Origin of the sequence: Sphingomonas sp. (genome assembly GCF_004799495.1) — a bacterium.
Lineage (GTDB): Bacteria > Pseudomonadota > Alphaproteobacteria > Sphingomonadales > Sphingomonadaceae > Sphingomonas.
In genome coordinates, this window is record NZ_SSMY01000014.1 from 61,549 (window position 1) to 74,426 (window position 12,878).

A 12,878-nucleotide genomic window follows, 5' to 3' on the forward strand; every position below is an offset into this window, starting at 1 on the left:
CTTATCGAGCTCCTACCGATGCCGGCCGGCCGGCGTCGGGTAGCGGTTTCGCTATTTTCGAAGGGGTGCTCAGGCCCCGTTCAATCAGCTGGCCTATCGTCAGGTCGCCGCGTCCGAACACGCTGTCGCGAAGTCGCTGACCATCGATCCGCTCAAGGGCGAGAAAGAGCGCCAGTCCCTCGTTCTGCGACCACCACTTGCTGCGTTTCGCGAAATTCGGGATGGCGACCTGTCGGGTGAATGCGCCGCCGCGAGGATCCACGATCCAGTGGAATGCCGCCCACTGAGCGGATCCCTCCATCGTGAGCCAGACGTCCTCGGCCTCCCGGTAGTAGGCGTCCCTACCTACGAAGTAATGCCGCGACCTGCTGCGCATCATGTCGATGGCCCGACGTATTAGCCTTCTGGCCGTTGCCGTTTCGCGAGCCTCGGCCGCGGAGAGCAACAACTTCGTTTCCGCTCGCACGGATGCGGAAAAGGCTTGGTTGCCCTCGAATCGTTCCTGCAGAGAATCGTCATTGAAGGATTCCGGAAGCCGGTTCCGGACCGCCAGTCTTTCGATGCGCCGGCCATAGGTGTCAGCCTGGGCGAGGTGGCTGCTCTCATGGATGAGGACGGCGACCATCATCGTTTCAAGCCCCAGGCCCGGATTCGTGACACCTGACCTGCGCCAGACGCTTGGGGTCGACATCGCGAAATACAGCGTCGCGCCGCTCGCGCGCGCGAAGGAGAGGGGCGCCACGGGCACTTTCGTGCCGTCGGGTAGGGGGACGGTATCTCCGTGGCGCCGCGTGTCGCCGACTTCAGTGGCTACGCCGGTTCCCAGGGCGTCGTCGACAATGACCGTGCAATTGGTGTCAAAGAAGACGCCCTTGACAGAACGCGAGGGTTTGAACTTCGTGATGTTGGCGGAGGCGTAGCGCCAGGCGTCGAGGCCCCGGGCGATCCACTGTCTGTCACTGGGCGCCAACTCGCACGCCGGAGCGACGTTGGCGTTCCCATCAGAAACCTGGCTCGCCTGCCCGCTTGCATTCAGCGCGCATGCGGCGAGGAGGGCGCCGCCGCTCCGCAGCCATCGGGTGTTTTTGGACCACGTTGTCCCGTCAGACATCTGCCGTCCCATCCGAAGGAAACATCTTGCTTGAATTTTCAATCAAGCTGTGTCTTGAATGAACGATCAAGTGGGAGAATGCAATGGCGAAAAGGTGGGGATTGGCGGTTTGCGCGACCGCGTTGGTGGCGGCGTCCGGCTCGGCGTCGGCACAGGAGCGCGAGCGGTCGTGGCGTGACTTCGCAGGAGTGACCAACACGTCCTTCGTCGAAGGTAACGGCGACAGGGCGATCCAGCTGTCGATCGACGTGCCTGCACCTCAGCGCGCTGTTTTCGATGCCTTCGCCACGTCCGAGGGTTTCGCCAGCTGGGCCGTCCCGGTCGCGAAGGTGGACCTGCGGATCGGCGGGATGATCGAGTCGAACTACAACCCGGCCGCCAGGATGGGCGAGCGGGACAACATCAAGAACGAGATCGTCGCCTACGTCCCTTCGCGGCTGATCGTGCTGCGCAACGTGCAGGCGCCCAGGACCTTCGTGCATCCCGAGCTGTTCCAGAAGACCGTGACGATCGTGGAGTTCGCGGCGATCGATCCGAGCCACACGCGCGTGACGATGACCAATTCGGGTTACGGTCCCGGCCCCGACTTCGACAAGATCTACAAGCTGTTCGAGTGGGGCGACGCCTACTCGCTGGCGGGACTGCGTCGCCGGTTCGAGCAGGGCCCCGTCGATTGGACCAAGGGTGAGCCCCAGCTCGACGCGGCGTCGGCGGCGAACCGATTCAAGGGAGGGGACAAGTGATGCGTTCGATTCTCATAGCGACGACCGTGGGCGTGGTGCTGCAGGTGGTCATGGTTGTGATCGGGCATAACGTGCCAGCTGCTAAGTCGATGTTCGGGCCGGGGGGCATGACGATTTCCCTTGTCGCCGGTGTGTGCTTCGCCTGGCTCGCCGGCGCTAACACCTGGTCCGGCGCGCTGCTGGGCGGCGCCGTCGCCGGCGGGGTGTGCGCCTTGATCGGCATCGGCGTCAGCTATCTTCTCGGCGACGTCCCTGCAACGCTGATCGCGCTGGGCTCACTCGGCTCGGCCGCTGCTGGCGCAGCGGGCGGAGCGGTGGTCAAGTTCTTCAGCTGATGGCCCGCGCCCGGTTGCGCCCGGCGGACGCCGGTTGGTCATGCGACGCTTGACCGGAGGAGCGATCAGATCCGCCGCTACGGCTGCGTTGCTGACCGCACTATCGCTGCAGTCCGCCCAGCCCGCCGCGGCGGGTGGTTTCGATCGACCCCCTCCGTCGCGCGACTGCGCGGGCGCCGAGTTCCGGCGGCTCGACTTCTGGCTCGGCCGTTGGGACGTTTTCGACGTCCGCAAGCGGCGGACGGCCGGTGAGAGCGTCATCGAGGCCGCATCGCAGGGTTGCGGCATCCGGGAACGCTACCGCGCGCCCGGGGACCCGAAGGGAGAATACATCGGCGAGAGCATCAGCGCCTACGACCCGGCAGCCGGGATCTGGCGGCAGCTCTACATCGACAACCGCGGCGAGACCCAGTTCTATACCGGCCGATGGCAAGGGGACCGGTTGGTCTTCGAGGCCGGCAAGGGCCAGCCGAGGTGGCGTATGACTTACCGGCGGAACGCGGACTCCTCGGTCGAGCAGGTCGGCGAGCATTCCGAGGACGCCGGTGCGACCTGGACCGTGACCTATGTGCTCAGATACCGACGACATGCGTAGCGTCGGCGCCCGGGCGTCCAGCAGGTGGGCCTGGGGACGCGCGCTGCGGATCCGGCTTTGCCGGATGGCCTGCATTGCCGGCCTCGTCTTCAGCGCACCGGCGTTGGCGCAGGACGATGCGCCACCCGGCATGAAGCGCTACTTCATGGTGTTCCTCATCGGAGCGCCGGGCCGGGGTCCGATGCCCGACGCACTTTTCGAGCAGCACATGGCCTATATCAGGCGCATGGTCGGCGAGCACGTCTACAAGCTGGCGGGACCGCTGACGGACCGTGACCGGATCGCGGGGATCATCATCCTGTCGGCGCCGTCGATCGAGGCTGCGCGGGGGATCGTCGCGGCCGACCCCTCTGTCCGCGCGGGAGTCTTCAGCGTCGAGGTCCATCCCGCGCTGCTACCTTCGCTGGAGGGCCTGACGCTCTAGCGTGACTAACCGACAACGGCTGTGGAGGTGCTTGTGGCTGCCGACGTGAACGAGATACGCAACGGTGACCGTTGCCGGGTGGTGGCGGGGACCCATGCCGGGAAGGCGGGGACCGTCGAGGACCTCAAGTCCAGCAAGACGGGCGCGAAGACGATCACCGTTCGCCAGGACGACGGGGTGCGCTTCAAGACGCTGGCCCGCAGCGTGACCCGCGAGCCTGCCTGAGCCCTGCCTGAAGGGAATGGGGGGCGCGGCCCGGAGGCCGCGCCCCTACGCTCACCCGTAGCGCTTGACGGCCTCGCGGATCAGCCCCGCCGTGAACAGGCCCCAGTGGGTCCTGAGCTCGCCGTATGCGTCGTCCGGATCGGCGTGCATGTTCTCCGCCTTGGCGTAGGCCATGAGCAGCAGGTCGACGCCGACGCTCAGCCGGTTGAGCAGGGTGGAGACCTCGGCGAGGTCCAGTTCCTCGGCGTCGACCTTCGCCATCGCCTTGAGCGGTGCGACCAGCTCCGACATGAACGGGTGGCGGTCGTTGACCGACACGATCGCCTTGCCGCTCAGGTGGCGGATGTCGAGCATGTCCTTGCCGGGCCACTGCCCGTTGAGGATGGTCACGGCGCGCTTGTCGAAGCTGTCCCGGACCCAGTTCGCCTTCTCGGCGGACGCGGGATCCTCGGGGTCGAGCCCCATGTCCGCGACGATCTCGACGAGCGCCTGGTTCACCTCCTCCTCGGTCTTGTCGAGGTTGGCGCGGCCGGCAGGCGCCGTCTGCTCGAAACCGTCGGCGATGTCGTGCGCCGAGACGTGCTCGTCGCCGGTCTTGACCTGCTCCTTCTGCTGGACCTCCTGCCAATAGGCGCGGATGTCCTTGCGCGCCCGCTTGATCGGCTTCTCGAGCGCCTTGCGCAGCTCCTCGCGCAGCTTGCTGACGGGCTCGGCCCCGCGCTTGACGTTTCGGACCTGGAAATACTCGTCGAGGGTCGCCGGGAAGTCGATCTCGACGCCGATGTAGCGGTCGATCTTCTCGCCGCCGCCCGGGTAGAGCTTCGGCACCAGGTCGTAGTAGATCTCGCGGCCGTTGCGCAGCATGCTCACCCTCGACTCGTTGTCGGGGATGTTGAGGTCGGCGAACGCCTCGCGTCCCTTCGTCGCGCGCCCGCCGAGGTTCGGCTTCTCGCGGAACTCCTTCGGGAGCAGCGTCACCGTCCACTTGACGATCTTCCCGTCGATCGGGAACTCGTCGTTGTCGATGACCTGCGCCTTGGGCACGTCCGGGAATTTCTGCGTCACCCGGGGATTGTCGAGCAGGAACAGCGGGTCGTGCAGCGTCACCTCCTGGCCGTCGAGCTCGATCCGCAGGCCCTTGTCGATGAACCGGCGGTAGGCGCGCGCCAGGAACTTGCGCAGCGCGACGACCTTCTCCGACACCGACGTCCCGAAGCGGCCGCCCTCCTGCAGGCGGTCGATGTCCCGCCAGATCACGAGCGTGCCGGAGGCGAACGGTTGACCCGTCGCCGGGTTCTTCATCAGCTCGACGAATTCCTCCGGCCAGGCGGCCGAGTCGGTGACATTGAGGTCGGTCTGCTCGCCGGACCTGACCTCTGCGAGGTCGAGGTGGGTGCTGAAGACGCGGTCGTCGCCCGCCACCTTCGTGTGCACCTCGACGCGCTGCGCCTGGCTGAGCGACGCCAGCTTCAGGCCCATGCCGAAGCGGCCGAGGCTCTGCCTGCTGTTGTATCGGCTCGAGTATCCGAGCGAGAGGACGCTTGCGAGCAGGTCTGGTGGAATCCCCGATCCGTCGTCCGCGACGCCGAGCTCCACGATCGATCCGTCGTCGTCGCGGATCGTCGCGATCCGGATGTGCTGGGCGCCGGCTTCGTAGGAATTGTCGACCAGCTCGCCGGCGGCGGCGCTGAGGTCGAAGCCGGAATCGCGCGAGCTTTCCAGCGCCTGCTCCGCCTGGGTGAGCGGGGCGTGCGGGAAGTCGTGCTTCACGCCCTTCTTGTCGTCGGCCATCTCTTCTTCTCCTTGTCTGGCTGGAGCGGTCTTCGATCCGTCCCGGCCGCGGTTGAACAGTGGGATTCCCGCCGCGCGCGCCGCGCGGGGCGGGACTGCGGTCAGACCCAGGCGGCCCGGGCGCGGCTGCGCGCCCGGCTGAGGCGGACCTTCGCGATGTCGTAGTCGACGCCCAACGCCGCCGCGACGTCGCCGGCGGTTCCGCCCTCCAGCGCGACGGCGAGGATCTCGCGGTCGGCCGGGGTGCTGCGGCGGTTGACGGTGTCGATCACCTCGCGACGCAGCACCTCGTAGCCGCCGGCGCCGGGCGCGCCGCCGGTCGAGCCGGTCTCGGCCATGACGTCGATCTCGGCGGCACGGTCGGCGAGCAGGTCGGAACGGCGCTGCAGCTTCTTGCGCGCGTCGCTGAGCGCATTGCGGGCGAGGTGGAAGGGGACACCGGTGCGTTGGGGCTTGGCGAGGAGCGCGTTCAGGGCCTCCTCGGTCTGTTCGGCACGCCAGGGCTGCAGGCGGCCACTCATGAGGCCGCCCTGCAGACGCAGGACCGCCTCGGTCACATCGTTATTCATTTCTCTTCCTCAACCTGGCTGTGGCCACCCCCAGGGCGGACACGGCTGTCTTCGGACCAGACACTTTTACTCGGACGCCGGGTGCACCGCAATGCGCTCGACATCCATGGGCGATAGGGGTGCGGGCGCGGAAAAGGTTGCAGGGCCCGCGACTAGGTGGAGCGGTCCCGGGCCGGCCGTCGGCGGCGCTGGCCCCTTGATCGGGAACGCGGGCGACAACACTGTCGCCAGATGTTCGAGCAGACGCGCTTCGAGGGAACGCTGTCGGGTCACGGCCACAGGCAGCCGATCGCGTTCACCGCCGAGGTGGACCGCGACGGCGTTCTGGCGGTGAGGTTGGGGCGGCTTCCCTCGACGGACGCGGCCCACGGGCTGCTGCACTTTCCCGAGCCCACCGAGCCGCTCGACCGTCTGACGCTCGAAGGTGAAGCGGCGGATGGGGCGACCTTCTTCTCCGACAGCTTCAGCATCCTGAGCGAGAGCCACACTTCGCTTCCGGGACAGGAGCTCGACTATCAGGGTCAGTGCGCGGTCGCCGACATCACGCGGGGCCCGGCCGAGCCATACGCCCGCAGCAGCAAGCTCTGGCACGTGCGCAGGCTGAGCACCGTCCACCGGATATCGCGCGAGACCGAACTCGGCACCGTCGTGATCGGCGGCATGGACGAAGCCGCCAATTCCCAGAGGCCGAGCGGCTTCATCCACCTCCTCCATCGGGATGGCGTCGTCGGCGACGAATGGATGGAGCGATCCGAGCGACTGCTGACGCATGTCTCGCGCATCCTTTCATTCGCCTGCGGCTCATATCTGACGCCCGTCGTCGAGCGCCTGTTCGATGGACCGCGCGAGCGCCTGCGGGTCGTCCGCCGGGTCGCCGCTCCGCCCCCCAACCTCGCTCCCTTCTCCTGGGTGCACATGGAGCCGATCTTCCGGCTGGCCTGCGACACGTTTCCCGGGCGCGTTGACGAGATCGCCCGGATCGACCCTGCGATCAGGTGGCTGACGATGCCGCGACCGACCTGGGAAACGGAGCTGGTGAACGCGATGACGGCAGTCGAGAACCTGCTCGAGGTTGAACTTCCCGGTCTCGCCAAGACGTTCCAGACCGAAAGGGCATTCAGGCGCACCGTTCGGCCAGTTCGCCAGCACTTGGAGGATGCCGGCGTCGACCCCGGCATGGTCGACAAGCTACCCGAGCTCAACCGTCGCAGCTTCCGCGAAAAGCTGACGGCGCTGCTGGCCGAACGCGCGATCGTGACCACTGACTTCCCGGACGGCTGGCTCGCCGACATGATCCGCACCCGCAACCACATCATCCACACCGGCGCGCTGCCAGTCGGGGTCGGCGACGGCGGCGGGATTCCGGGGCAGGTGATCTGGGCGCGCGAGATCGCCACGCGCCTGATCCTCGACTATCTCGGTTTCGAGGGCGGATACCACAGCTGGCTGAACCGCGACCGGATACTGGACTTCCCTTCATGCAGGCCGGTCGGGGACGCGTGATATTGCCCGTATTGGCATAGGACCTACTTGTCGCCCAAATTACTGGGCGGGTGTTTTCGGGCTCGGCTTGCGGGGATGTGGTAGGTCAGGCACGCGGCCCGTGAAACGCGGAATAGGGGTCGGCCAAGGTCCGCAAGAACACGTCGGCGATTTGGTCGCCGAACTTATCCACTAGACCATGCGCGATCACCGGCAATTCCGACATGGCCCGCGTGACATCGTCGAGGGCAATCGGGACGTCCATCAGCGGGCCGTCCACCCTGACCAGCCGATCCCGACCTATCAGCAGGCCGGCCTGGCCGAGAGCGTTCTGGCTCGCCAGGTGCATCGCCGAGGCGATCACGCCGCGCCAATGCCACAGGCCGCCCAACCTGACCTGCGGATCTGAGATGATCATCTCGGACTCCCCGCAGCCAAGGGATAGGATGTCGACCTGACCGGCATCCAGTTCGTTGCAGGTCAGCGCATCGACCAGGCCAATCATGACCGGGTTGTTCGCCCAAACGCCCCCGTCCGCGAACCGCCTGTCGCCGTTAGCATATACGGAGAAGAAAGTCGGCGCCGCCGACGTCGCCAGCGCGACGGTGACCAGTTCCTCGCGCCAATCCAGCTTGAAGTCCGGGTGATGCGGGGTCTTGAACACGTTCACCTCGGTGAAGCCGTCGAACGAGGGCACGCACAGCCGGCGCGTTGCGTCACCCATTGTCGCGTTGCCGAAGACCTGGCGCAGTTCGCGCTCCAGCGGTTCGCGGTCATACTTGTAGCTACGCAACGAGCTGATCCCGGCGATCAGTCGCCGCGCGGCCCGGAAGCGCTTGGGCGCGGGGAAGATCTCATCGCCGTGTTCGGCATACACGCTAGCGATCCTCGACGCCGGCAATCCGATCGCCAGGGCCAGCGCGATGATGCCGCCGGTCGACGTCCCAGCGATCAGGTCGAAATGTTCGCCGATCGGCACGCCGTTGCAATAACGCTGCTCGATGTCGGCGAGCAACGTCGCCGGAAGGATGCCGCGTATGCCACCGCCGTCGATCGATAGGATCCGGAAGCGCCGGTCGCGGGGCCATGGCAGCTTCTCCCGGCGGCGCTGCAGCGTCCCCTCAGACCGCCGCGATGATCTTGCGTTCGTCATCGCCAAGCTCCTCGTCGGTCGGGTGCCGGCCGCCGCCGAGCCATTTGCCGGTTACCAGCCAACCTTCGTAGAAATAAAGGTATCGGCTCGTCCATGGTACCGTCGTGGCCGCGATTAGGTCGCCCGGCGACCATTCTCCCGAATAGGGGTCGAAAAGGCAAAGGAACGGCAGACTGCGATCCTGCGGGTTGCCGTAGACGTGCGGCACCGGCCCCTCCTCGAATTCAGGATGGCGTTCGAGCTTGGGCGCGAGGACCTGAACGCGCGGCTGGACCTCGACGATCGTGAACATCTCGATGGCGTATGGCAGCTGGTAGCCGATGCGCACGCGGTATCGTCGCTGCACCGGCTCCAGCGTGCCCTCCCATTCCACCCGCCGGCCGTCCTGCGCGGTGACCGCGAAGGAAGGCCACCGGTCCGCCATCGCGGCAATCTGCTCGTCGATGCCGATCACGGGGTCAGGTCCCCGCCCCCCATGTTCGTGCTGGCGCGTGCGGGAGTCGCCGTGGCGGCCGCAGCGGTCGCCGCCGCGCCGGTCAGCACCCGGCCGGTCGTGCCGAAGCGCATCGAACCGTCCTCCATCGCCCGGCGCGTCGACTCCAACAGCCGCTCGACCGCGAAGCCGGCGGCGGTCTCGCCGAACAGGTCGTCGAGGATCGAGCGCGTCTCGGTGAGCGACGCGTTCTCGTTGCGCAGGCGAGCGAGCTGACGGACGAGGTAGCGCAGGTCCTGCGCGTATATGCTCTGAGCGGAGAGGGACTTGGGCCAGCGGTCGCTGAAGATATCCGGCGTGAAGGCGGGATTGCGGACGTCGATCACGCGTCCGAGCTTCCCCTCGCGTTCGAGGCGGTCGGCGATGTGCGTGGCGATCGAAGCGACTTCTTCGAGCAGCCCGGCCCCGGCTGGCGCGACCTCCAGTGCAAGCGCCGCCAGCACGATGGAAGGGGGCTTACGGCCCTCGCGGCGGCGGAAGCGGACATCGCGCGCGCGCTTGATCAGTTGAAGGGCGACGACACGGGCCGCCTTCTCCGACAGCGGCACGTGGTCCGGCACCGGGTCGGTCTGCGCCTTGGCGACGACCATGCCGTCCCGCCCGGCACGCGACTCGAAAATCGCCGCGAAGACGGGATCCACCGCGGTCTCCGCGTTGAAGTGCTCGGCGAAGCCCCAGGGGTTAACAGGCTTGTGGTAGCTCTCGCCCGATTCCGGTCGCGAGTGGAAGAGGTTGCCGGCCTTCTCGGGTTGGCCGGCGATGCGCACGATGGGCATCAGGTCGACACGCACGCCGTCGTCGTAGGTGATGGTGACGCAGCGGCTGTTGAGGGCCACGCGCCCGTGGTATCGGCTGCCCGGGTCGCCGTTGATCGCCTCGAACAGGAGCTGGAGCACCCACTTCGGATCGCTGAGGGGCGGGAGATCGAGCTCCATGACACCGTCCACGTCGTGCTGGTCCTTGGACACGCTCGACGCGATCGCGGTGCCGGTGGCGAAGCTGCCTCCCGGGTAGCACGCCACGACCAGACCCTCCAGGGGGCTGCCGAGTCGGTCGACGTGCTCGCATAGCGCGCGGTGATGGCGCTGCGCCTCGTCATGCTTGGTCGGCGAGAGCTGGACCCGGCGTGCCACGTCCATCAGCATCGCGTCCGCCGGCGTCGGCATGGGCAGCGGTCGTTCAAAGGGGGATTGATAGGTCATTGTCGTGTTCCTTGGTTGCCAGGGCGCTGGCAGAACACGGTTAATACCGCACGGTATCGATTTCGCAAGTGATACCGCCCGATACCGCTTGATACTCTCGTTTTTCGGCGCTATTGGAGCCGTTGGCTCCAACTGACCGAGGAAGACCTTTGGCGATCACCGACCATATCACCCTTCAGGGCAAGCAGGTTCCATACGAGATCGCGCGAATCGACGTCGACGACCTACTGCTGGACCCTAAGAATCCACGAATCGATTACCTGCTTGGTCACCGATTCGGGGACAACCCGAGCCAGACGGATGTGCTGGAGGCATTGTGGGAGAAGGATCAGGTCAAGGCGCTGGCGGACTCGATCTTCGCCAACGGCGGTGTGCGCGAACACGTAATCGTGCAGCGCCTTGCCGACGGCAAGATGGTTGTCCGCGAGGGCAATTGCCGCACCGCCAGCAGCAAGAAGCTGAAGTTGCAGAATCAGGGCGACAACCGCTTCGACCGCATCCCGGCCAAGATTTTCGACGCCAACCTGACCGAAGACGACGTCGCGGTGATGATGGCGAACGAGCATGTCGCTAAGAAGATCAGTTGGGATCCTTATTCGCAGGCGAAGAGCATCCACGAACTCCACAACGTCTCGGGTAAGACATACGACTGGCTGGTCGCGAATCTTCGCCTCAGCCGTTCGAAGGTGTCGGAGTTCCTGGCCGCCTATGACGCGATGACCGCCTTCCTGCAGGTGCACAGCGATCCTAGCTACATCACCCGGTTTTCGCTGTTTCACGAGATGGTGCGCAAGAAGGGCCTGAAGCAGAGGTTCGATGAGGACATTGACGATTTCCGATCGAAGTTCTTCGAGTGGGTCGCCAAGAAGCGGCTCCATGAGCCCGGTCACGTGCGTCGCCTCGAGAACATCCTCCTTGACCCCGATGCTGAGGCGGCGCTCAGCACCACAGGATTTGCGGCTGGCGAGGCCGTGCTCGCGTCGAAGGATCCGACCATCGGCAGCGACCTGTTCGCCAACATCAAGCGGGCGACCGAAGCGCTGAAGAATGCGCCCATGGCGGAGGTTCGCGAACTGCAGAGCGGCGATCCGCAGAAGACCATCCTGCTTCGCAACTTGTCCCGAGCGCTTGAGGACATCGCGACAATGGCAGGAGTAAAGCTGTAGGCCGCGGCAACAAGAGAACGGCGTCGGTATTGCTACGCCGGCACCACGGTATGATCTGGATCCGCAGGGCGGCGACGAACTTGCACTTCGCGCAACCCACCCGCCCGTCGGTGGATGCGATGTTATCGACGGTTTGCGGAAAGAACCGAGGTGTCCTTGGCGGCCCCGTGCGCCGGTGCCGTGATAGCCCGGTGATAGCCGGACCTGGGCCGAGGGCCCGCCTCGCGGGCTAAGTCATTGAAAAATGGTGCTGCCGGTGAGGATTGAACTCACGACCTCAGCCTTACCAAGGATGCGCTCTACCACTGAGCTACGGCAGCACTCACGTCCGGACCGCAGGTCCACAACGGAGGCGCGCCTATCGCCGCCGCTCCCCATATTGTCAAGGCGCGCCAAGGGGGTTTAGGCGTGCGTCATGCCAGCCAATGACGAACGGGCGGCGCGCCTGGCCGCACAGCTCCGCGCCAATTTGAAACGGCGCAAGGAACAGGCGCGTGGGGCCGCATCGGTGCCGATCACGAAACCCGATGACGCGGGCCGCGCGGACGACTAGAAGCCGCGGCCATGCACCGTCCCACGCTTTCGATCGTCGTCCCTTGCTATAACGAAGCACTGTCGCTGCCGCAGCTCCATGCGCGCGTCAGCGCCGCGGCCAAGGCCGAGGTCGGTGAGGATTACGAGCTCGTCCTGATCAACGACGGGTCGAAGGACGACAGCTGGCCGATCATGCAACGGCTGTCGGCGGGCGACCCGCGGCTGGTCGCGATCAACCTGTCGCGCAACCACGGCCACCAGCTGGCGCTGACCGCGGGGCTCGACCTGTGCAGCGGCGAACAGATCCTGATCATCGACGCCGACCTGCAGGATCCCCCCGAACTGCTCGGCGGGATGCGCGCGAGCATGGCATCGAACGAAGCGGATGTCGTCTATGCTGTGCGGCGGTCGCGCGAGGGCGAGACCTTCTTCAAGAAAGCGACCGCGGCGGCGTTCTACCGCCTGCTCGACCGCGTCACCGACACGCCGATCCCGCTCGACACCGGCGATTTCCGGCTGATGAGCCGGCGGGCGCTCGATGCATTCCTGTCGCTCCCCGAACAGGCGCGGTTCATTCGCGGGATGGTCGCGTGGATCGGCTTCCGCCAAGTGCCGTTCCCGTACGACCGCGCCGAGCGCTTCGCGGGCGAGACCAATTACCCGCTGTCGAAGATGCTGCGGCTGGCGTTCGACGCGATGACCGGGTTTTCGACCAAGCCGCTGACGATGGCGAGCCATTTCGGGCTGGCGTTGATCGGCCTCTCGTTCCTGCTGCTGCTGTACATCGCCTACGGTTTCTTTTCGGGGCACGCGGTGCCGGGCTGGACCAGTCTCGCGTTCATCGTGGTGCTGCTGGGCGCGGCGCAGATGTTCGTGCTCGGGATGATCGGCGAGTATCTCGGGCGGCTCTATGTCGAGAGCAAGCGGCGGCCGCTCTACCTCGTCAGCGATATCGCGGGGCCGGTACAAGGGACCGCAAAGCTCGGCTATCGCGCCGGCGATGGTCACAACGTGTCGGTTGCGCCGACCGCGCCGGACCAGCCCGCCGAATAAGG

Annotated in this window: 14 protein-coding genes and 1 tRNA gene; 8 read left to right on the forward strand and 7 right to left on the reverse strand. The window is 66.2% G+C overall.

What is annotated here, in order from left to right; translation table 11 throughout:
* Window position 1 precedes the first annotated feature (1 nt).
* Window positions 2–1,111 carry a hypothetical protein gene (locus E7773_RS15135; RefSeq protein WP_293992958.1) on the reverse strand — a complete coding sequence of 370 codons (1,110 nt, stop codon included), beginning with the start codon at window positions 1,109–1,111 and terminating at the stop codon, window positions 2–4.
* Between the two features lie 83 nt (window positions 1,112–1,194).
* Between E7773_RS15135 and E7773_RS15140 the strand changes: the two genes are divergently transcribed.
* From E7773_RS15140 to E7773_RS15160, 5 genes are all read left to right on the forward strand, one after another.
* Window positions 1,195–1,854: an SRPBCC domain-containing protein gene (locus E7773_RS15140; protein ID WP_293992960.1), complete on the forward strand. Its 660-nt coding sequence runs from the start codon at window positions 1,195–1,197 to the stop codon at window positions 1,852–1,854.
* Window positions 1,854–2,189 carry a hypothetical protein gene (locus E7773_RS15145; protein WP_293992963.1) on the forward strand — a complete coding sequence of 112 codons (336 nt, stop codon included), beginning with the start codon at window positions 1,854–1,856 and terminating at the stop codon, window positions 2,187–2,189. Before E7773_RS15140 ends, E7773_RS15145 begins: the two co-directional genes overlap by 1 nt.
* Before the next feature lie 88 nt (window positions 2,190–2,277).
* Window positions 2,278–2,784 carry a hypothetical protein gene (locus E7773_RS15150; RefSeq protein ID WP_293992965.1) on the forward strand — a complete coding sequence of 169 codons (507 nt, stop codon included), beginning with the start codon at window positions 2,278–2,280 and terminating at the stop codon, window positions 2,782–2,784.
* On the forward strand, window positions 2,777–3,208 hold the full coding sequence (locus E7773_RS15155; RefSeq protein ID WP_293992967.1) for a YciI family protein: 432 nt from the start codon (window positions 2,777–2,779) through the stop codon (window positions 3,206–3,208). The genes E7773_RS15150 and E7773_RS15155 overlap by 8 nt, the downstream gene beginning before the upstream one ends.
* A 33-nt stretch (window positions 3,209–3,241) precedes the next feature.
* Window positions 3,242–3,433 carry a KOW motif-containing protein gene (locus E7773_RS15160; protein ID WP_293992969.1) on the forward strand — a complete coding sequence of 64 codons (192 nt, stop codon included), beginning with the start codon at window positions 3,242–3,244 and terminating at the stop codon, window positions 3,431–3,433.
* Window positions 3,434–3,484: 51 nt separating this feature from the next.
* On the opposite strand, the gene E7773_RS15165 is transcribed toward E7773_RS15160, so the two are convergent.
* Together E7773_RS15165 and E7773_RS15170 are read right to left on the reverse strand one after the other, a co-directional pair.
* On the reverse strand, window positions 3,485–5,224 hold the full coding sequence (locus tag E7773_RS15165; RefSeq protein ID WP_293992972.1) for an ATP-binding protein: 1,740 nt from the start codon (window positions 5,222–5,224) through the stop codon (window positions 3,485–3,487).
* Window positions 5,225–5,325: 101 nt separating this feature from the next.
* Entirely contained in the window at window positions 5,326–5,793 is a 468-nt protein-coding gene (locus tag E7773_RS15170) for a hypothetical protein (RefSeq protein WP_293992974.1), read from the reverse strand.
* Window positions 5,794–6,024: 231 nt separating this feature from the next.
* Between E7773_RS15170 and E7773_RS15175 the strand changes: the two genes are divergently transcribed.
* Window positions 6,025–7,296: a hypothetical protein gene (locus E7773_RS15175; protein WP_293992976.1), complete on the forward strand. Its 1,272-nt coding sequence runs from the start codon at window positions 6,025–6,027 to the stop codon at window positions 7,294–7,296.
* 85 nt (window positions 7,297–7,381) lie between these two features.
* Here E7773_RS15175 and E7773_RS15180 read toward each other — a convergent pair whose 3' ends face one another.
* Genes E7773_RS15180 through E7773_RS15190 form a run of 3 tightly spaced genes read right to left on the reverse strand, consistent with a single transcriptional unit; the run spans window position 7,382 to window position 10,123 of the window.
* Complete coding sequence (locus tag E7773_RS15180) at window positions 7,382–8,428, reverse strand: CBASS cGAMP-activated phospholipase (protein ID WP_293992979.1); 1,047 nt, start codon at window positions 8,426–8,428, stop codon at window positions 7,382–7,384.
* A complete protein-coding gene (locus tag E7773_RS15185; RefSeq protein WP_293992981.1) occupies window positions 8,397–8,882 on the reverse strand; it encodes a hypothetical protein in 486 nt (161 codons plus the stop codon). Before E7773_RS15185 ends, E7773_RS15180 begins: the two co-directional genes overlap by 32 nt.
* Window positions 8,879–10,123, reverse strand: a complete 1,245-nt coding sequence (locus E7773_RS15190) for a nucleotidyltransferase (protein WP_293992984.1) — start codon at window positions 10,121–10,123, stop codon at window positions 8,879–8,881. Before E7773_RS15190 ends, E7773_RS15185 begins: the two co-directional genes overlap by 4 nt.
* A gap of 149 nt (window positions 10,124–10,272) precedes the next feature.
* Between E7773_RS15190 and E7773_RS15195 the strand changes: the two genes are divergently transcribed.
* Window positions 10,273–11,289, forward strand: coding sequence for a hypothetical protein (locus tag E7773_RS15195; protein ID WP_293992987.1), 1,017 nt, complete (start codon window positions 10,273–10,275; stop codon window positions 11,287–11,289).
* Between the two features lie 245 nt (window positions 11,290–11,534).
* Here E7773_RS15195 and E7773_RS15200 read toward each other — a convergent pair.
* A tRNA-Thr gene (locus tag E7773_RS15200) sits at window positions 11,535–11,609 on the reverse strand.
* A gap of 244 nt (window positions 11,610–11,853) precedes the next feature.
* Between E7773_RS15200 and E7773_RS15205 the strand changes: the two genes are divergently transcribed.
* Entirely contained in the window at window positions 11,854–12,876 is a 1,023-nt protein-coding gene (locus E7773_RS15205) for a glycosyltransferase family 2 protein (RefSeq protein WP_293992990.1), read from the forward strand.
* Window positions 12,877–12,878 lie beyond the last annotated feature (2 nt).

What these genes read in the sequence shown, in the direction of transcription:
- E7773_RS15135 (WP_293992958.1), bottom strand. Translation starts at nt 1,111, where the DNA reads ATGTCTGACGGGACAACGTGGTCCAAAAACACCCGATGGCTGCGGAGC.
- E7773_RS15140 (WP_293992960.1), top strand. Translation starts at nt 1,195, where the DNA reads ATGGCGAAAAGGTGGGGATTGGCGGTTTGCGCGACCGCGTTGGTGGCG.
- E7773_RS15145 (WP_293992963.1), top strand. Translation starts at nt 1,854, where the DNA reads ATGCGTTCGATTCTCATAGCGACGACCGTGGGCGTGGTGCTGCAGGTG.
- E7773_RS15155 (WP_293992967.1), top strand. Translation starts at nt 2,777, where the DNA reads ATGCGTAGCGTCGGCGCCCGGGCGTCCAGCAGGTGGGCCTGGGGACGC.
- E7773_RS15165 (WP_293992972.1), bottom strand. Translation starts at nt 5,224, where the DNA reads ATGGCCGACGACAAGAAGGGCGTGAAGCACGACTTCCCGCACGCCCCG.
- E7773_RS15170 (WP_293992974.1), bottom strand. Translation starts at nt 5,793, where the DNA reads ATGAATAACGATGTGACCGAGGCGGTCCTGCGTCTGCAGGGCGGCCTC.
- E7773_RS15175 (WP_293992976.1), top strand. Translation starts at nt 6,025, where the DNA reads ATGTTCGAGCAGACGCGCTTCGAGGGAACGCTGTCGGGTCACGGCCAC.
- E7773_RS15180 (WP_293992979.1), bottom strand. Translation starts at nt 8,428, where the DNA reads ATGACGAACGCAAGATCATCGCGGCGGTCTGAGGGGACGCTGCAGCGC.
- E7773_RS15190 (WP_293992984.1), bottom strand. Translation starts at nt 10,123, where the DNA reads ATGACCTATCAATCCCCCTTTGAACGACCGCTGCCCATGCCGACGCCG.
- E7773_RS15205 (WP_293992990.1), top strand. Translation starts at nt 11,854, where the DNA reads ATGCACCGTCCCACGCTTTCGATCGTCGTCCCTTGCTATAACGAAGCA.